The sequence below is a fragment of the Nitrosococcus watsonii C-113 genome (genome assembly GCF_000143085.1).
Taxonomy (GTDB): Bacteria; Pseudomonadota; Gammaproteobacteria; order Nitrosococcales; family Nitrosococcaceae; genus Nitrosococcus; species Nitrosococcus watsonii.
The window spans coordinates 2,775,335-2,792,758 of sequence record NC_014315.1; the positions used below are offsets into that span (position 1 = coordinate 2,775,335).

Here is a 17,424-nt window from a genome sequence, read left to right on the forward strand (position 1 = left end):
AATTATTTCACTTCAACCCTTAAATCGGAGAAAAACTGCCTTCCCCACCCAACAAGAATACCCTCCCTGATCATAACGGGCGTCATTTCCTCATCAGTAGTTGTTCCATCAGGAATTCGCTGCGTAACATAGTAAAGTACGAGATAAGTTTGTTCGTTCTCCAGAAAAGAATCTGTTCTCCATGGTTTTCCCATGTGCTGCAACACTTCCTCTTGCGCCATCCCAGTATGGAGTCCATTAAGCCGATCTCGGTTACGAGACACCTCTATTTCCTTGGTATAGTGATTTGTATTAATAATAGGACGCGTTATGTTGTGAAATGACTTATTCGTTGGATATGAGAGAAGCCGTAATCTCGTTTGTAAATAATGGCGGCAGCGGGACAGAGGCGGCGCATATTTTTGTGTTGCACGTTCTACCCTTTACAGGAGGCTTGGCATGGATAATCCGCAGCCCAAGGTGCATGGTTTTAGGCGTGGTAAGATCAATAAATCTGCTCTAAAGAAGCATGTTTGTGTTTATCCTGATATGTTTTTGCATGAACGTGCTGATATTTTTAGTGTTGATACAAGTTCCATGAGCCGCGCTTTAAAGGCGATGCGCATCGTAAAAAAAAGAGCGCGGGTATAGAGCGAGCGCTGTACTATAAAAAGGCAGGCGTTCTGCGAAAAGCTCAGCGCCGAACATCGCATGATGGGCTTTAAAAACTTGATTGACATGGATGAGACAGGCTTTGATGCCCCTTGTTACCGTGATGCGGAATGGGTGCGAAAAGGGCAGAAGATCCTCGGTCTTTGTTCCGGTAAACGTAAACACCGTACCAACCTCATCATGGCGCAGCGTCACAATGGTACCAGGACGCAAAAAAGAATGGCTGGCACCGATGCTGTTTCAAGGATCGTGCAATGCACAGCTTTTTGAAATGTGGGTTGAACAATGCCTGATGAAAGAGCTGCATGAACCCACCATCGTGGTCATGGACAATGCGTCATTTCACAACCATAAACGCGTTCAAGATATTCTGGCCAAGAACTATCACTATGTGATCTCGCTACCACCATATTCACCCGATTTAAATTCCATCGAAAAAACATTCGGAAGCATGAAACGAAGAAGACAGTCTATGCCAATAGGCACGACAATCAATCAGCTTATATTCTCTTAATTCTTAACGCAAATGTCTATAGCCGCCCGCCGAAACAAATGCTGCTTGTGATCCGAAACGTTGAGTCAACTCTAAGCCAAGTACTCCGCAGTAGAAATCCAGCGCGCGTTGCAAAGTGACGACCTTTAAATGCGCGTGACCAATTTTCATCCCAGTGTCAATCGGGCCGGGACTTTAGTTAGTCGGAATTATGAGAAATCATCACTTAGCCTTTGCGTTTTCACGGAGGGTTTTCAACGCACAGCCCCAAGCAATGAGTTGATCCAGCATATCATCAACCGATTTTTGATGGCGCTCGTGCGGCGTGAACTCGCTCATGTTTTGGAAGTCGGTGAAAAGCGAGAACATCACTTGATTGCGGACGTGAGCCATTTGCAATTCGCTTGCTACCAGCCTGAGTTGTTCCACTGCTCGCGCACCCCCGGCGCTGCCGTAACTCACGAAACCTGCTGCTTTGTTGTTCCACTCGGCATAGACAAAATCAAGCGCGTTTTTGAGTGCACCCGGTGTACCGTGATTGTATTCGGGCGTCACGAAAACATAGGCATCGAAGGACGCGACTTTGGCCGCCCACGCTTTAGTGTGCGGCTGGGAGTACTGCCCCATCGAAGGTGGCGCTGGCTCATCGAGCAGCGGCAGGTCGAGCTCTTTGAGATCAACCAGCTCGAACTCGGCATCGCTACGCTGCTCGGCGATGTCATAAACCCAGCGCGCGACGGATTCGCCCACACGCTCCGGACGGGTGCTACCAATAATAACTGCAATTTTAATCATGTTAATTTTCTCGTTAAAAAGTTTTCATTTTAGGTTCGACGAACGTTCTCGCTTTGGAGAACGCGGCATCCAAGCTCAACGATAAACAAGGCCACCGTCAATCAGGGGAGCTTGTCCGGTCATGTAATCCGAATCCGGCCCCGCTAGATAGGAAACGAAAGATGCCACGTCTTCGGGTGTCTGCGCCCGCCCAAGAGCGATGTCGCCGACGAATTTTTCGTAGGTATCGCCGATTTTGGCTCCCGTGATTTCGGCCATGCGCCGGTCAATTTCGACCCACATATCGGTGCCGACAACACCAGGACAGTAAGCATTGACTGTGATTCCATCGCTCGCAAACTCTTTGGCCGCCGCCTGCGTCAAGGCACGGACGGCGAACTTAGTCGCTGAATAGACGCTCAGCAGAGGAATGCCTTCGTGACCCGCGATGGAAGACGCGCTGATGATTTTACCTTTCTGCTCGCGCTCCTTGAACTTCGCGCCTGCGGCCTGAATGCCCCACAGAACGCCTTCAATATTGACCTTGAAGATTTTATCGACTTCTTCGGGCGTGACTTCGGCGATGGATTGGATAGTAGCGATGCCCGCATTGTTGACGATGATGTCGAAACCGCCGAGTTCCTTTTCGGCGTGGTCAACGGCGGCGTAAACCTCATCCCGCTTTGATACGTCGGCTTTGAATGTGGTGGCCTTGCGACCCACCGCCCGCACTTCGTCGGCGACGGCTCCCATTTTCTCTTCGTTAAGATCTACGATGGCGATGTCCGCGCCGTCGTTGGCCAGACGTAATGCAATCGCCCGTCCGATGCCCTGTCCTGCGCCTGTGATTAGGGCGACTTTTCCGTTAATGCCCATGTCAATCTCCTTTTACTTTCACTAACGATACTATAGTAGTTCGCATTAATAAATAGGACAATATGAGTTGATCGGTTGTTGTCTCTTGCGGCATATCTTGCCTTCGTTTCATGGCCCCGAATGTTTTTCGATGGGATTTAAATCGGGTGAGTATGGCGGTAGCGAGATCACATAGTGATAGTTCTTGGCCAGAATATCTTGAACGCGTTTATGGTTGTGAAATGACGCATTGTCCATGACCACGATGGTGGGTTCATGCAGCTCTTTCATCAGGCATTGTTCAACCCACATTTCAAAAAGCTGTGCATTGCACGATCCTTGAAACAGCATCAGCTCTTGATTTCGTCAAAGGTTTTACAGCCCTTCACCGTCCAGCCAGATGGCCTGTGTGTAGGGGTATCAAAGCCAGTCTCATCAACGTAAATCAGGTTCTTGAATCCAAACATTCGATGCTCGGCTTTGAGTTTCTCACAAAACTCTTGCCTTTTCATCATGCAACGCTCTTTATACTGGCGTTCTTTTTTTTTTACGATCCCCAGCTTTTTCAACATCCGCCCCATTGAGCTGGTGTGAACATCAAAGATAGCAGCCCGTTCATGAAGATACAGACCAGGGCATTCCTGAGCATGTGCCTTGAGAACTATTTTATCGATCTTACCACGCCTAAAACCATGCACCTTGGGCTGCCGATTATCCATGCCAAGCCTCCTGTAAAGGGTAGAACGTGCAACACAAAAATATGCGCCGCCTCTGTCCCGCTGCCGCCATTATTTACAAACGAGATTACGGCTTCTCTGAGGTCTATTGAATACGTCATCCGTAAACATAGCATGTAATCTTATTAAGGAGAACTACTATAATAGTGCACCCAATAATCAAAATAAATAGCAATATGAGAACAAACACAACTTTATGCATAAATTTCTCTTTCCCATGATTCAGAATAACAAAGACCCAAACCTAGCCTTATCTTCAAACATTACTTTATAGTCATTTGATCAACAAACTGACCTATTGATTGGAAATCATCAATCGCATTCTTAAAACGGCAGACTGCCTCTAGTAGCTTCGTCTTTTTACCAGCAAAATTTAACCATCTATTGGTATTACCTCTAAGACAAATATTGCTGCTGCATTGGCCCCGCCAATTTCTAGAGGCGCTATAAAATTTCTGGTTTGCGATGGGAGGTTGCCAGATTTTGCTTTATAAATTTATGCGCTCTGGGTAACTGACTTAATAGGGAAATAGCTGGAGTCGGTGCCCATACTGGTAAGCTTCTGGCAATTTAATTATTCTGAGATATATAAATATATATTTTGTAAGGAAAGGTAAAGAAATCAGATTTTATTTTATAACGCTATGTTAATATTAATTCTATTATGTCTAAAACAAAGTGCTTGTTGGCGGTTATGGGGCTCGCAATTCTAACCGCCTGTAGTAATTCCGACGACCAACCAGTAAGTAACGACTCCCATCATGATTTACAGAAAAAAACCATCTCTGGAATGGTAAGCTACCGGGAACGCATGGCACTTCCACCAAACACCACGGTACGGGTTGTTCTGGAAAAGATTAACCAGGCTAGTGGAACTAGCCAACAAATAGCAGAGCAGGTTGTTGAGCCCAGTCACTCGGTACCTATCCCTTTCCGCTTAGAATACAAGCCGGTTCCATTGGAGAGTGATCATAAATTTTCGCTACAGGCGCAAATCCTCAAAGCAGATGGCCAATTACTATGGACAACGACAGTGCGTAAGGAGGTGAATCCTAACGATCCCCCTCCATCCATTACGTTAACGCTGCATCGCGCCGCTTTCCAACAAGGACAGCTACCAAATTCAAAGAAAAAGCCTGCTCGCCCGTGGGTATTTGAGTGCCACGATCTTGCCTTTAGCGCAGTTAGCAGTCCCGACAAAATTACTCTCTATCTTCCCCAAGGCCGCAACGAGACATTAGCTCGAGTACGCGCCGCATCCGGCGCCAAATACGAAGGAAAGGAGATACTTTTTTGGAATAAGGGTAATAGCGCCATACTCGAGATCGGCGGTAAACGCTATCAGAATTGCCACCGCAACCAAGAACGCGAGGCGCGCATTCCAAGTACGTTCTGGCCTGTGGACTTCCATGCCACTGGCAATGAGCCTGGCTGGATAATAGAAATTGTTAAGGGACACAGGGTCAATCTGCTGATGGATTATGGTAAGTCCAGGGTTTCCCTACCTTGGATAAATCCAAAAACAAGTGGTGAAAGCACCATCTACGAGACAAAAACAGGGTCTCATAGACTACGGATCGTAATCGCACCAGAAGCCTGCATGGACAGCATGAGCGGTGAGCAGTTCGAAGCCCAAGTGATTCTCAAATTGGCGGATAAAACATATCGAGGTTGCGGACGTTTCTTGGAATAGACCGCCATATTAACGCCTGCCTTCTTATTCTGGGTACTTCAAGTATTTCAAAAGGTTTTTAACTCGCTAATACTTACGCTGCCCAGAGGAAAAACTCCGCGCATCTTTTAAGATTAAAAGGATACCCTGTTAAAATAAGCATCCAAGCAATAGATTTGCGTTTACAAATAAAGGAGGGCGCTATGGCTGTGCAACTTAATCATACTATTGTGATGTCACGTAATCAGGAAGAGTCGGCAAAATTTCTGACTGAGATACTTGGACTACCTGACGCTAAACGATTCGGTCCGTTCCTGGTGGTTGAAATGGACAACAAGGTAAATCTGGATTTCTATGAAACCGATGGCGACATCACCTCGCAACACTACGCTTTCCTCATTACAGAAACGGAATTTGATGAAATCTTCGCCCGACTTCGCGAACGTAATATTCGCTATTGGGCTGATCCAGGCCAAACCCAAGCAGATAAAATCAACCACAACGATGGTGGTCGCGGCCTATACTTTGAGGACCCTAATGGGCACCTTCTCGAAATTATCACCCGGCCCTATGGTGGCGGCAACTAGGCTATGCTAAAGTTTTCGGCGGGGCTTTTGTTAATCGAATATTGATTAAAATCTGTCCAGTTCTGGAAAAGGAAGTTTACCGTGATGAACATGCATGGCCCCGAATTCGGCACAGCGATGCAAAGTAGGAACGGCTTTCCCCGGATTAAGCAGGCCCTTGGGATCAAAGGCAGCTTTGAGGGCGTGGAATTGTTGTAGTTCAGCGGTGCCAAATTGGATACACATCTGGTTAATTTTTTCTACTCCTACCCCATGTTCGCCGGTGATAGTACCACCAACGGCAACACAAAGCTCCAAGATATTAGCTCCGAGTTGTTCAGCCCGCTCCAGCTCGCCAGGGCGATTAGCATCATAGAGGATGAGAGGGTGCAGGTTTCCGTCTCCCGCGTGGAAAACGTTAGCCACGGGCAGGCCAAACTCCTGGGAAAATTCGTTAATCCGCTCCAGGACCTGGGGCAAACGGTTACGGGGAATGGTCCCATCCATGCAGTAATAGTCGGGCGCTAGGCGGCCAACGGCCGGGAAAGCCGCTTTGCGCCCCTGCCATAATTTTGCCCGTTCTTGCTCATCCAGGGCCGTACGAATATCGACGGCGCCATGGCTCAGCAGCAATTCCCGGACTTTGCGAATCTGATGAGAAACTTCCGCCTGGGTGCCGTCTAGCTCACATAGCAAAATGGCGGCGGCTTCCTGAGGATAGCCCGCATGAACAAAATCCTCGGCGGCCCGGATCGCCAGATTATCCATCATCTCCAAACCCGCGGGAATGATGCCCGCGCTGATAATTCCCCCTACCGCGGCGCCCGCCTTGGCCACGTTATCGAAGGCCGCCAAAATTACCTGTGCCCGCTCGGGGAGGGGCAAAAGCCTGACCGTAACTTCAATGATAACTCCAAGCAGCCCTTCCGATCCCGTCATGAGGGCTAGCAGATCATAGCCAGGGGAATCAAGGGTTTCACTCCCCAGGACAATTTGCTCCCCCGTCATGGTCAGTATCTTTAATCCAAGGATATTATGCACCGTGAGACCATATTTAAGGCAGTGGACGCCGCCAGAGTTTTCTGCCACATTGCCGCCAATGGTACAGGCAATTTGCGAGGAAGGATCAGGAGCGTAATAAAGCCCGGCGGGAGCAGCTGCTTGAGAGATAGCCAGATTACGTACGCCTGGCTGCACCCGGGCTGTGCGGCTAACAGGGTCAATAGCAAGGATACGGTTAAATTTCGCAAGACTAAGCAGTACACCGTTTTTCAGGGGTAAGGCTCCTCCGGAAAGGCCGGTGCCCGCCCCTCGCGCCACCACCGGAATATCCCGACTATGGCAAAGGCGCAGGATTTTTTGAACCTGCGCCACTGTTTCCGGTAAGACTACTATTCCGGGGAGGGCGCGATAGGCGGAAAGTCCATCACACTCATAAGGGCGCAGATCTTCCTCTTCAAAAAGAATAGCTTCTGGGGAAAGGAATGTACTGAATGCTTTAACGAGTTTACGCTTAGGGATGGAACGGCCGAAGATCTCATGAGTTGGCGACGACAAGGGGTCAACTCCTCTAGGACAATTGTATGTTCAATGATAAATCATAACATTTTACAGTCTTCTTGGAGGGAAAACAGAATTGAAGAGTTCCGAATTGATGGAAGCGGATGAAGTCGCTCATGTTCTCCGTAGGCTAGGAAAAGGGGCGAAATTTGGTGATCTCGATGCCCGCGCCCGTTTGCTCCTAAAGCAATTAGAAAGGAAGACAGGCCAATTCTGGGGCGCCTCGGAGACAGCAGCAACCTATACCCAGCAGCTGCTAACGACTAAATGCCACCTGCTACCCTTAATTTATCCTGCCTTCAAGGCTAGATGCCGGCAGTTGCGGTTAAATCCTCCGCCACTAGCAACGCTTTGGCGGATTTATCTCCCGCTAGCCCAGTGGCTAGTGATGCAGAGAGAAAAAAATCCCAAGGAGACATTTGTCCTTGGGGTAAGCGGAGCTCAAGGATCGGGCAAATCTACCCTTTGTGGCCTGCTCCAGATTATTCTTGAGGCCGGTTTTGACCAACGGACGGCTATTTTATCCATCGATGATTTTTACCTTAGCCAGACTGAGCGCCGCCGTCTGGCGGATCAGGTCCATCCTCTTTTCCGGACCCGGGGGGTGCCAGGCACGCACGATATATCGCTGGCCATGGAAATATTGACATCCCTGAAAGAGGTAAACCAAAGCACCGTGACTTCACTGCCGGTTTTTGATAAGGCAACAGATAATCCTTTACCGCGGGAGAAATGGATCGCCTTTCAAGGAAAACCGGCTATCATTTTATTTGAAGGATGGTGTGTGGGGGCCAGGCCAGAACCTGAACCGCGTCTGGTTAAGCCTATGAATACTCTTGAGGCGGAGGAAGACCGGGAAGGAACGTGGCGCCATTATGTCAATCGGATGCTGGAGAATGAGTATGCACAGTTGTTTGGTTTATTGAATGCCCTGCTCTTCCTGGAAATACCCACCTTCGAGGTGGTTTATAGGCAGCGGCTGGAACAGGAACAACAACTTGCCCAACTATTGCAACAAAGGCAGGGCAGTAAGGAAGATCGGCGCACCATGAGCCCATCAGAACTGCGGCATTTTATTATGCACTTTCAACGGCTGACGGAATACCTGTTAGATGAAATGCCAGGGCGGGCTGATCTCGTTCTGAAAATTGACGATTATCGGCGGTTTCAGAGCGTTAAAATAAGATCCCGTACCTAGCTGGAGTCGCCAATCATTTAATTTAATAATTTCTCTCGAGCTTTCTTCAGAAGGCGGCTTCATGGTAAAGGATTTCCTGGGGCGTTTCTTTTTTTATAAGTTCTCCTCCCATCTGGCCCAGGGATAAACCTACGCTGAGGCCAATCACAAGCAGCAGGGCCGCGTATGGCCAGGACCATCCGTTACTGAAGCATAAGGGGAGAAGAAAAATAATGGCTCCCAAGATGGCGCCAACTATTGCAATCTTATAAGTATAATCGCTAAGAAAATAGCGTAACTCGTCCCACCAAGTAGTTGTCATCGACGTTGAGGAAAACTCTGTAGAAAGGCTTTTTTGCAGGATTTCCAGTCGTTCCTGCTGTTCTTCTTTGGGGATTTCCAATACTTCTTGGGGCGCATATTTTATTACCTTGTTCATATAACGTATTCTTGAGCTTACTCGTTCAGGAGCCTTGGAATGCAAGGCTTGAATTTTTTTTTGTATTACTTGGGAGCGGGACGATTTATCTTTTGCTGCTAAAAATGCTTTCAATTGAGATTCAATCTCATAGGTAGCTACATCCCCAGCATGAGCCCTCATCAGTTCAGCCGGATGTACCAAAAGCATAGGGTTATGTTCTACCTCCTTTGCAGCAATCACATTCCCCACGCTGAGCCCGCCACCAATGGTAAGAGGCGCCCAAATGAGTATATCAATACCCATTTTCCGAAGCTGCTCTAACTCTAGTCTATCTTCTCGAATGGCTCTAAAGACAACAATGAGCAGGCCAAGAAGGGCGCCCAGTGCGATTGCTGTCCAGGAAATTGTACCGCGCCTGCGCTTGGTTTCTTTATTCCAAGATTCAATGCGGGAATTAATTTCTTCTTCAAGGAGAAGCGCCCGTTGAAGCGCTTGCAACTGAGATAAGTCGCATATGATTCGGAGATAAGCTTTTAATTCCTTTACTTTCTGCACGAAACCTTCCCTGTCTTCAGTAGTTTTGACAATGTGTTGCACAATTTGATGAGCTTTTAGAACCAAGGGTTCGCTCATATTTTGCTTGCTGGTGAGAAGATAATTTACCTGACGATAAAAGTCAGGGGGAAAAGTTTTAGTAGAAGCAATGAGCAGGGTAGGAATAAAAATTAATATGACTAATAGGGAAAAATAACGAATCATTCTTTTGAAGAAGCAACTTTACTTTATAAATCCACCTTTGAATAAAGAAAAAACTTATGTTTTTGCAGTACTATATTATAAGTCCTTCTATATATCGCTATAGTCTAATGGTCTAGCGGCGAGAATGGATGATTTCTATATCTGCTGAGAAATCGGATAGAGTCGTAGTCAGGGACCAACAGATCTTTAAACAATGTTCATACCTTAATCCATGAAATAGAGCGCCCACTTGCTATGCAAACGGGCGCTCTATAGTTATACGATTATACCCATCGTCATTAAATAAGGAATGTTATTAACCCGAACAATTAGTAACCTCCCCCGCTACCAGAGCCTGATTGTCCTGGACGTTGCGTGGAACTTCCTCCTTCCATGCCCTTATGTTGGCCCTTGTCCATGCCTTCCATGCCCTTATGTTGGCCCTTGTCCATGCCTTCCATGCCCTTATGTTGGCCCTTGTCCATGCCTTCCATGCCCTTATGTTGGCCCTTGTCCATGCCTTCCATGCCCTTATGTTGGCCCTTGTCCATACCTTGATGCTGCTCCGCGGATAGTGTCGCGCTTGCTAGCATAAGGGATAAAGCAGCGGCGGAAATTAAAAGTAAATTTCTCTTTTTCATGAGTTGACTCCTTATTTTCATCAGTTAGAAATATGCCCTACATAGCTTTCAGTAGTTGGAATTAAGGGATCGTAATTCCCTTAAAAATTCTAAACTTTACTACTCGGTTTTCAAATGCCTCCTTTTTTCTTGGACTCAGGGCGGTTGAACTCAGTCACGAGCATCTTTTTTAAGAATAGTCACTCTAGAAGGATAATTCTATACAGGTAAACCCTTAGTAAGAGGTCTAATACAATCAGACATCATAGGAGTAACTTAATGAAAGAAAGTAACTCCTATGGTTAAGTCATTCCACCTGGGAATAAAGATTAGTAAATACTTTTCCATAAATATCGAGTACAGTGATTAACAAGGCGGCGATAATGGGGCCAACAATAACACCCACCATTCCAAACATAAGAATACCACCCAAAGTAGCTAACAAAATCAGTAAATCGGGCATTTTGGTCTCGCTGCCCACAATTCGCGGACGCAGGATGTTGTCAACCGAGCCTACGATAATTATCCCCCATAACGTCATCCCAATGGCCCAGCCTATCTGATTCGTAGCTAGCAAATAAATTACCGCCGGAATCCAAACAACGGGGGCACCGAGCCCCGGAATCGCGGATAACACGACCGTGATGGTACCCCAAAAAATAGCCCCTTTAATGCCAGCTATCCAGAAGGCGAGCCCTACTAGCGTTCCCTGTAATACCCCAATAATAAGAATACCCTTTAAGGTCGCCTTTGTGACTGAAAGCCCTTTTTCAAGAATATGGGAACGATCTTTTTCAGTAAGGGGAAGGTAACGTATTAAGTTAATAAGCGAATCCGGCCCCCATATAAAAAAGAAAAACATGGCATATAACATAATGAAAAATTTTACGATGAAACCGATCGTGCCTTGGGTGGCCTTAGAAATTCCACTTGCGATAAATGCACCTGCATTACCGGCAAACTCCCCTACTTTAGCTAAAATACGCGTTCTATAAGGCTCAAGCTGATCAGCGAACGGTAGCCACTGTGGAAATTCGTGAAGGGAGGAGACGTTTTGATCAGGGATTTTTTTCTCTATCCAGGGGCCAATAGTATCGCTGACTTGAATCGCTTCAGCAGCCACGGCGCCAAGCAAACCTAGCAACGGCAGACCAATCATTAGAATAGCCAACAGGAGCGTAGTCATTGACGATAGCACCTGCTTGCCATGAAATTTCTTTAAAATCCAAGCATACACAGGATACAGCATGGCAGTGAAAATAATCGCTAAAAGAACAGCAATAATATACTCATGAATCATCACTAAAAAGACTGCTAGAATAGAGATCAGCAGTAACATAATAAAGATTTTTCGGTAACGATTTTGCGCTTCATCATCTAGTTGGGTCATATCTTTTTATCTATCTCAAAAATAGCGTTAAAGGATTAAAACATGGCTTAATAGCTTGTAGACAGACTTCTATCTTTAATATAGCTTAGTCTTTTATTGTCTATCCGGTATTGGATAGCTCAATGGATAGACCTTTTAGGGACTTTGGATCGGAGAGTAAGTAACGCTTCTCCCGAGCGGATAGGCTGTCAAACCCTTGTTCTATTAATTTATAATTTAATGCCTTGAGATAGTACCTTTCTCTCTTGCTTAAAGTGCGTTCAGGTAGGAGATGTAGATGGATAGCGCGGACTTCCGAATCTCCGAATAGCCGCTTTGCTCCTTGGCCGTCAAGGCTAGATTGCGTGGATAGGCTGGCAAGGTTTTCATGCAGCAAGATAAGTACCTGCGGTGGCCAGGTTTCTTCCGGGATCAGGAACAATCCTTTTTCTCGGGCGCGCTGGCCTAAGTAAATGCTGCTTGAATACATGGAAAGAGGGATAGATAGTACTAGCCCTATTAATACGGGCGTGAGCCACCAGAAAAAAACTGGAATATAAAAATAGCTTATTAAGCCTGCTGTAAGACCCAATAACGTCTGTCCCCGGTGGGCAACCCATGCTTCCTTTAAGCCAAGCTTATGCTCATCCCGGCGTTGGGAGGGCCAGCCGATGTTCTGGCGTAACAAGATTGCCGTTACGAATCTGCTTTGGTACAGCATGAGTATGGGGGCAATAAGCGCTGAGAATAAGGTTTCTAGTACTACGCTAAGGCTCGCTTTTCCCATGCCGCCATGGAATACCTGTTCTTGCTTATTCAAAAACAAGAGAACAAGGCTTAAAAGCTTAGGGACAAAGAGCATGGAAAGGGTCACTATCAGCACCGTGGTCATCTCAATAGCGTAGGATTCAGGCCATACGGGAAAGAGACTATTGCTTAAAAAATAGTCGATTTCCTTGTGGCTTTGTATATAAGCCTCAATCGCGGCCACTATTAGGAATAGCAGCCAAAGTGGTGAAGCCAAGTAAGACATAATTCCCATAAGAAGATGAAGGCGGCTAATAGATCGCCAGCCAGGGGAAAAGAGGAGGCAAAGATGTTGCAAGTTACCTTGACACCAGCGGCGATCCCGTTTGGCGTAATCAATCAGGGTGGAGGGAAGTTCCTCATAACTTTCCCTGAGATCAGGCGCAAGCCAAACCTCCCAACCGGCCTTGTGGAGTAGAGCCGCTTCAACAAAATCATGACTGAGGATTTCGCCACCAAAGGGTTCGCGGCCAGAGAGCTTCGGCAAATCGCAATGCTGAACAAACGGCTGAATACGGATGATGGCATTGTGACCCCAATAATTGCTCTGCCCTAATTGCCAAAAAGCAATGCCCGCGTTAAACAAGGGACCATAAAGGCTAGCCCCGAATTGCAGGATACGGGCAAACAAAGATTCGCGATTAACGGGGCGGGGGGGCGCCTGGATTAAAGCGGTCGAAGGATGCGCTTCCATCAGCTCAACCATTTGCACCAAAGTGCGGCCTCCCATAAGGCTATCCGCATCAAGAACAATCATATAACGGTAAGCATCTCCCCACCGTTTGCAAAAATCAGCAATATTGCCACTCTTGCGGCCACTATTTTGTTCCCGATTACGATAGAAAATACGCCCATGAGCGTTTAGCTCTTGGCACATTCGATGCCAATGCCACTCCTCCTCCACCCAGAGATCCGGGTCTTGGGTATCGCTAAGGATGAAAATATCGAATGTTTCCGCTTGGCCCGTTTTGAGCAAGGATTGATAAATTGCTCGCAGCCCCGCGAATACTCTTTGCGGTTCCTCATTATAAATCGGCATGACCAGAGCCGTTTTAGCAAGCGGGCTTGGGGTAGTAGTAGGTTTTTTCTTTAAAGTCCAGGCAGAAATTGAGAGCGGATCATCGCCTTGCCGGAGCAAACTCCAGAAGCCGAGGATCGCAGTCCAAAAAGAAGCGCTGATCCATAGAATTAGAAGCATATATAAGAGAAGGAGCAAGCCTTCCAACAGCGTGATACCGCCTTTTTGAAAAACTCCCGTGAGCAAAAAGAGCGCGCCGAAAGTGGTGATAAGAACCAAGCCATAATAAATTTGTCGCCTAAGGATACGTTTATATTTAGAGATAGCCGGAAAAGTCATGGTTTGCTCCATTGATAGATCCAGGTTTCACTTAGCGTCTCTTCACCGACTTTAAGATAAGCCCGCAAATCTATAGGTTTTTCACTCGCTTCCGATTCTAGTTCAAAACTCAGGCGCCAGTGGTTAGTAAAGGGATTCTTATGTACCACAGGATGCATAATACGCCCCTGAGAAGTACTAATATCAGCCTCTACAGGGGCGTGCTTACTGATAAGTCGAAGAGTCTCGCTGGCAAAATCCACTACGAATTTACGCCGCTTACCGTTCAATACCTCTGCTCCGCCACTACCAATCCGGGTAGTGAGTGCCTTACCTCCTCCAGCAGGCTCGGGCGAGTTATTAGCCAAGAAGTGCAAGCGATACTTAAAAACCCAGTCTTCCGCTTCCCTGATCGGTTGCTGAGGAACCCAAAAAGCAGCGATATTATCATTTTGTTCCGCATCGCTTGGAATCTCGATAAGGTAAATAGCGCCTTCCCCCCACTGCCCCACGCTTTCTACCCAGGCGCTTGGCCGTAACTGGTATTTATTCTCCAGATCTTGATAGTGGCCAAAATGTCGATCGCGCTGCATCAGGCCAAAACCAATAGGATCGGTATCACTAAAAACGCTTACCTGCAGGCGGCGAGGGTTAGTGAGCGGCCGCCAGACCCACTCGCCATTACCCTTACCAATGAGCAGACCATCCGAATCATGGACTTCAGGGCGGACATCATCCACAAAATAATCCGTATTTTCCCCATGAAAAAACATGCTCGTGAGGGGGGCCATACCCAGACGCTCAACTCCATGTCGGAAAAATAAATGGGAGGTAACTTCTAGCGTGGTGGTTATGCCTGGCCGAATAATAAATTGATAGGCCCCAGTCATACCTGGACTATCCAACAGAGCATAGACGGTAAGCTCGCTACTTTGCTTGTTGGGCTTTTGGATCCAAAATTCTTTAAATAGTGGGAATTCTTCCGTTTTTGTTAGGCCCGTATCTACCGCTAAGCCTCTAGCGGAAAGGCCATACACTTGCCCTAAACCAATGGCACGGAAGTAGCTAGCCCCCAAGAAAGCAGCTATTTCGTTCAGCTCCTTATCCTTACGAAGGGGGTAAAATATCCGAAAACCAGCAAAGCCAAGATCGGGGGGAAGTGGTTCAGAGAATGAATGATTTCCAAAATCAAATAGACTGTTCGAGTAGGTAACCGTGTGGGGGATACCTTTTTCAATAATATGAATCGTAACCTGGTCCTTGAACAAAAACCCACGAGGGAAAAACTGCAATTGAAAGGGCAGATCTTGCCCCCGCCAAAGAGTCTGTTTTGGGTTATAACGGATATTATGGTATTGGTCATTGTCAAGGCCAGCCAACGATTCAGGTAGTACGCCTGCTTCCGAGTTTTCGCTATAGGGCTGTGTTGCCTGCTGGCGCGCTATTTTCTCCACTATGGAAAAATCAAAAGGCTTAGTAGAGGGGGTATCCGTTTGTTGAGCGGGTATTAAATTCGGCTCCGCCTTAGCCATCCCTGGGGCTAGGAAAAGAAATAATATTAAAAAATAACCTATTTTTTGTTTCATAGCAAAACATTTACGCTTATTGGTTGTATGATTCATTAGTATAAAAACAGATAAAGCAAACAGAGTTTCCAGGCTTAAAAATGCCTGCTGGCATCATCAGAAGCCAGTAGAAATTAAATGGTTTCAGATACCAGAGTAATAATCGTAAGCTTGTTGAAATCAGCAAGGACGGGGAGCATGTCTACTGATAAACAATCAGGGAATTTAAGGAACGGTCAGTGAAGCTAACGAATGAACAAGCATGACGCCCTTCTTTAATGCGAAGAATGATATTAGAGAGTTACTTCTATACATTCAAGTTTTATTATTTATTACTGGTTCCATATCCAACAAGCCAAATCCATCTAATGCTTTCAGTTCGCTTGATTTTTGCGGTAAAGCTATCAACCAACGCATCCATCAGGTTCAAAAACTGCTCACTACTAAGGGCCTGCGCCTCATACCAAAAAAATCTTAACTGTAAAAGTAGTTTAGTTGTACTATAAGTTTAGTACGCCTCGGTAAACTATAAAAAAAGGAAGGATAAAAATGAAAGCCTATTTATCCCTTATTTCGACTTTAACTGGCTTAAAAAATACTACTGTTGGAGTAATGATGGATCATTCCAGGTCCAACGTTCATAATTACTACCGCCGAGCTAACCATAAGCCTTTTGGGTGCGGTCCCACGAGAAGTTATGGTGGGATTTTGTCCGTAGTCATTGTACTCTTATTGATTGTAATATTAGCAGCAGGTGCAGTATGGACATACCTTGGCCGCCAGGGTGAAGAAGTAAAGGTAACCAACCAGGAAAATAAAGCACTCGCTCCCCAGGCAAGCGCAACTAAATCCGCGGAACCCGAATCTACTGATGAGCTAGCTGCTAATGATAAAAAATATACATTAGCTACTAACGAACAGGAAGCTACGCTAAAAGAGGAAAAGGATGACTTTGCCGCGATTTTAGAGGAATTAAATAGGGAGGAAGAGAAGGCTGAATCTGAAAAACCCGGAGAGTCTTCTCCACAGCTAGCGCGGGATAAGATGCCTGCCCAAACAGTCCCTAAACAGACCGAACCCACCTCGCACGAGGAAAACTCATTTGAACCAGCCCCCAAGAAACCCTATGAGAGAGGGAAAGTCCCGACAGCGGAAGAGCTAGAGAACACGGAATCTTTCCGCTCTCAATCTAGCGAATCTTCTCCCCTTCAAACGGAACAACCCGAACCTTCGGGAATAGGGCAAAAGGGAGAGGAAGCCTCGACAGAGCGTCCTAAATCCATTGGGCTACCCAGCACTCCACCAGAGCAGCCCAAACCTTCAGGGATGGACCAGCGCGGAGAAGAAATTAACTCAAAATCAGTCACTATTCAACGGGGTGATTCTCTTTCATCTCTTGCCGCGAGAGTCTACGGCGATGCGAATAAGTGGCGTGTGATTTACGAGGCAAATCAGGATAAGATCAAAAATCCTGATCAATTATTGGTAGGGACTAAGTTAACTATTCCTGCATCGAAGTAACAAGGAGGCTGCAAAGAGGGAGAAAGCTATAAGTATGACTAATTTATTTATAATTAACTTGAAATATTTAAAAAATAGACTATTATTTTTTAGAAGTCCGTAGTCATCAACTAATTTTTAAACCCATATAAAATGAAGAGGATCATAAAAATGATGAAGATTAAGCTTGTAATCATTGCTCTACTTCTTGCAGGAAGCGCCTGGCTAAGCGGTTGTGAACAGGAGGGCCCGGCTGAGCGTGCGGGTGAGAATATAGACCAAACAATGGAAGATGCGGGTGATCGCATGGAAGACGCTGGGGATCGTATGGAAGATGCTACCGATCGATAAAGTAAAAATTTAAGAACCCTCATCCAGCGTAACATTGCACAGCTTTATGCTGAGAGAGTGAACGAAGATAGATGAGCAAACAGCCTAATGCTACCCGCATTGGGCTGTTTGGCCTAGATCTGCTTATACCTTTCTCCTTCATTTCAGAGTAGGTGAAGTATGCGCAGCGTCGCCCCACAAAATAAGTAGAATTTCCTAGAAATCCTTCCAAAAAATGTAAACAAAGCAACTT

Annotated in this window: 17 protein-coding genes and 2 pseudogenes; 7 read left to right on the plus strand and 12 right to left on the minus strand. The window is 46.4% G+C overall.

All coding sequences use genetic code 11. From position 1 onward, the window contains the following. Positions 1-2: 2 nt before the first annotated feature. Positions 3-263 carry a DUF3192 domain-containing protein gene (locus tag NWAT_RS12660; protein WP_041350748.1) on the minus strand — a complete coding sequence of 87 codons (261 nt, stop codon included), beginning with the start codon at positions 261-263 and terminating at the stop codon, positions 3-5. Between the two features lie 145 nt (positions 264-408). Here NWAT_RS12660 and NWAT_RS17120 point away from each other — a divergent pair. After that, positions 409-630: pseudogene (locus NWAT_RS17120) on the plus strand (IS630 transposase-related protein); the annotation flags it as partial. 106 nt (positions 631-736) lie between these two features. Next, positions 737-1,165: a transposase gene (locus NWAT_RS16315; RefSeq protein ID WP_232420132.1), complete on the plus strand. Its 429-nt coding sequence runs from the start codon at positions 737-739 to the stop codon at positions 1,163-1,165. 3 nt (positions 1,166-1,168) lie between these two features. On the opposite strand, the gene NWAT_RS16320 is transcribed toward NWAT_RS16315, so the two are convergent. The 5 genes and pseudogenes from NWAT_RS16320 to NWAT_RS17625 all read right to left on the minus strand — a co-directional run. Then, entirely contained in the window at positions 1,169-1,315 is a 147-nt protein-coding gene (locus tag NWAT_RS16320) for a VOC family protein (RefSeq protein WP_198342158.1), read from the minus strand. Between the two features lie 51 nt (positions 1,316-1,366). After that, on the minus strand, positions 1,367-1,939 hold the full coding sequence (locus NWAT_RS12675; RefSeq protein WP_013221445.1) for an NADPH-dependent FMN reductase: 573 nt from the start codon (positions 1,937-1,939) through the stop codon (positions 1,367-1,369). A gap of 75 nt (positions 1,940-2,014) precedes the next feature. Then, a complete protein-coding gene (locus NWAT_RS12680) occupies positions 2,015-2,794 on the minus strand; it encodes an acetoin reductase (protein WP_013221446.1) in 780 nt (259 codons plus the stop codon). Between the two features lie 108 nt (positions 2,795-2,902). Then, complete coding sequence (locus NWAT_RS17620) at positions 2,903-3,124, minus strand: transposase (RefSeq protein ID WP_332309881.1); 222 nt, start codon at positions 3,122-3,124, stop codon at positions 2,903-2,905. Then, positions 3,124-3,522: pseudogene (locus NWAT_RS17625) on the minus strand (IS630 transposase-related protein); the annotation flags it as partial. The pseudogene NWAT_RS17625 and the gene NWAT_RS17620, both read right to left, overlap by 1 nt. A 652-nt stretch (positions 3,523-4,174) precedes the next feature. Between NWAT_RS17625 and NWAT_RS16325 the strand changes: the two are divergent. Together NWAT_RS16325 and NWAT_RS12700 are read left to right on the plus strand one after the other, a co-directional pair. Continuing rightward, a complete protein-coding gene (locus NWAT_RS16325; RefSeq protein ID WP_013221447.1) occupies positions 4,175-5,203 on the plus strand; it encodes a YbaY family lipoprotein in 1,029 nt (342 codons plus the stop codon). A gap of 182 nt (positions 5,204-5,385) precedes the next feature. Then, complete coding sequence (locus NWAT_RS12700) at positions 5,386-5,769, plus strand: VOC family protein (protein WP_013221448.1); 384 nt, start codon at positions 5,386-5,388, stop codon at positions 5,767-5,769. Between the two features lie 45 nt (positions 5,770-5,814). On the opposite strand, the gene NWAT_RS12705 is transcribed toward NWAT_RS12700, so the two are convergent. Next, positions 5,815-7,305 carry an FAD-linked oxidase C-terminal domain-containing protein gene (locus NWAT_RS12705; protein ID WP_013221449.1) on the minus strand — a complete coding sequence of 497 codons (1,491 nt, stop codon included), beginning with the start codon at positions 7,303-7,305 and terminating at the stop codon, positions 5,815-5,817. 79 nt (positions 7,306-7,384) lie between these two features. On the opposite strand from NWAT_RS12705, the gene NWAT_RS12710 reads away from it, so the two are divergent. Continuing rightward, positions 7,385-8,506 carry a kinase gene (locus NWAT_RS12710; protein ID WP_013221450.1) on the plus strand — a complete coding sequence of 374 codons (1,122 nt, stop codon included), beginning with the start codon at positions 7,385-7,387 and terminating at the stop codon, positions 8,504-8,506. A 46-nt stretch (positions 8,507-8,552) separates the two neighbouring features. On the opposite strand, the gene NWAT_RS12715 is transcribed toward NWAT_RS12710, so the two are convergent. The 5 genes from NWAT_RS12715 to NWAT_RS12735 all read right to left on the minus strand — a co-directional run bounded on the left by NWAT_RS12715 (position 8,553) and on the right by NWAT_RS12735 (position 15,362). Beyond that, the gene (locus tag NWAT_RS12715; RefSeq protein ID WP_013221451.1) at positions 8,553-9,665 is read right to left on the minus strand and encodes a hypothetical protein; all 1,113 of its coding nucleotides are present in this window, start codon (positions 9,663-9,665) and stop codon (positions 8,553-8,555) included. Between the two features lie 308 nt (positions 9,666-9,973). Next, a complete protein-coding gene (locus NWAT_RS12720) occupies positions 9,974-10,285 on the minus strand; it encodes a hypothetical protein (protein WP_013221452.1) in 312 nt (103 codons plus the stop codon). A 286-nt stretch (positions 10,286-10,571) separates the two neighbouring features. Continuing rightward, complete coding sequence (locus NWAT_RS12725; RefSeq protein ID WP_013221453.1) at positions 10,572-11,654, minus strand: AI-2E family transporter; 1,083 nt, start codon at positions 11,652-11,654, stop codon at positions 10,572-10,574. Positions 11,655-11,754: 100 nt separating this feature from the next. Next, complete coding sequence (mdoH, locus tag NWAT_RS12730) at positions 11,755-13,797, minus strand: glucans biosynthesis glucosyltransferase MdoH (RefSeq protein WP_013221454.1); 2,043 nt, start codon at positions 13,795-13,797, stop codon at positions 11,755-11,757. Next, complete coding sequence (locus NWAT_RS12735; RefSeq protein ID WP_013221455.1) at positions 13,794-15,362, minus strand: glucan biosynthesis protein G; 1,569 nt, start codon at positions 15,360-15,362, stop codon at positions 13,794-13,796. The genes mdoH and NWAT_RS12735 overlap by 4 nt, the downstream gene beginning before the upstream one ends. Before the next feature lie 528 nt (positions 15,363-15,890). Here NWAT_RS12735 and NWAT_RS12745 point away from each other — a divergent pair. Together NWAT_RS12745 and NWAT_RS12750 are read left to right on the plus strand one after the other, a co-directional pair. Then, positions 15,891-16,862: a LysM peptidoglycan-binding domain-containing protein gene (locus tag NWAT_RS12745; protein ID WP_013221456.1), complete on the plus strand. Its 972-nt coding sequence runs from the start codon at positions 15,891-15,893 to the stop codon at positions 16,860-16,862. A gap of 150 nt (positions 16,863-17,012) precedes the next feature. Continuing rightward, on the plus strand, positions 17,013-17,192 hold the full coding sequence (locus NWAT_RS12750; protein WP_013221457.1) for a hypothetical protein: 180 nt from the start codon (positions 17,013-17,015) through the stop codon (positions 17,190-17,192). The last annotated feature ends 232 nt before the right edge of the window (positions 17,193-17,424 follow it).

What these genes read in the sequence shown, in the direction of transcription:
- NWAT_RS16315 (WP_232420132.1), top strand. Translation starts at nt 737, where the DNA reads ATGCCCCTTGTTACCGTGATGCGGAATGGGTGCGAAAAGGGCAGAAGA.
- NWAT_RS16320 (WP_198342158.1), bottom strand. Translation starts at nt 1,315, where the DNA reads ATGAAAATTGGTCACGCGCATTTAAAGGTCGTCACTTTGCAACGCGCG.
- NWAT_RS12675 (WP_013221445.1), bottom strand. Translation starts at nt 1,939, where the DNA reads ATGATTAAAATTGCAGTTATTATTGGTAGCACCCGTCCGGAGCGTGTG.
- NWAT_RS12680 (WP_013221446.1), bottom strand. Translation starts at nt 2,794, where the DNA reads ATGGGCATTAACGGAAAAGTCGCCCTAATCACAGGCGCAGGACAGGGC.
- NWAT_RS17620 (WP_332309881.1), bottom strand. Translation starts at nt 3,124, where the DNA reads ATGCTGTTTCAAGGATCGTGCAATGCACAGCTTTTTGAAATGTGGGTT.
- NWAT_RS16325 (WP_013221447.1), top strand. Translation starts at nt 4,175, where the DNA reads ATGTCTAAAACAAAGTGCTTGTTGGCGGTTATGGGGCTCGCAATTCTA.
- NWAT_RS12700 (WP_013221448.1), top strand. Translation starts at nt 5,386, where the DNA reads ATGGCTGTGCAACTTAATCATACTATTGTGATGTCACGTAATCAGGAA.
- NWAT_RS12715 (WP_013221451.1), bottom strand. Translation starts at nt 9,665, where the DNA reads ATGATTCGTTATTTTTCCCTATTAGTCATATTAATTTTTATTCCTACC.
- NWAT_RS12720 (WP_013221452.1), bottom strand. Translation starts at nt 10,285, where the DNA reads ATGAAAAAGAGAAATTTACTTTTAATTTCCGCCGCTGCTTTATCCCTT.
- NWAT_RS12725 (WP_013221453.1), bottom strand. Translation starts at nt 11,654, where the DNA reads ATGACCCAACTAGATGATGAAGCGCAAAATCGTTACCGAAAAATCTTT.
- mdoH (WP_013221454.1), bottom strand. Translation starts at nt 13,797, where the DNA reads ATGACTTTTCCGGCTATCTCTAAATATAAACGTATCCTTAGGCGACAA.
- NWAT_RS12735 (WP_013221455.1), bottom strand. Translation starts at nt 15,362, where the DNA reads ATGAAACAAAAAATAGGTTATTTTTTAATATTATTTCTTTTCCTAGCC.
- NWAT_RS12745 (WP_013221456.1), top strand. Translation starts at nt 15,891, where the DNA reads ATGAAAGCCTATTTATCCCTTATTTCGACTTTAACTGGCTTAAAAAAT.
- NWAT_RS12750 (WP_013221457.1), top strand. Translation starts at nt 17,013, where the DNA reads ATGATGAAGATTAAGCTTGTAATCATTGCTCTACTTCTTGCAGGAAGC.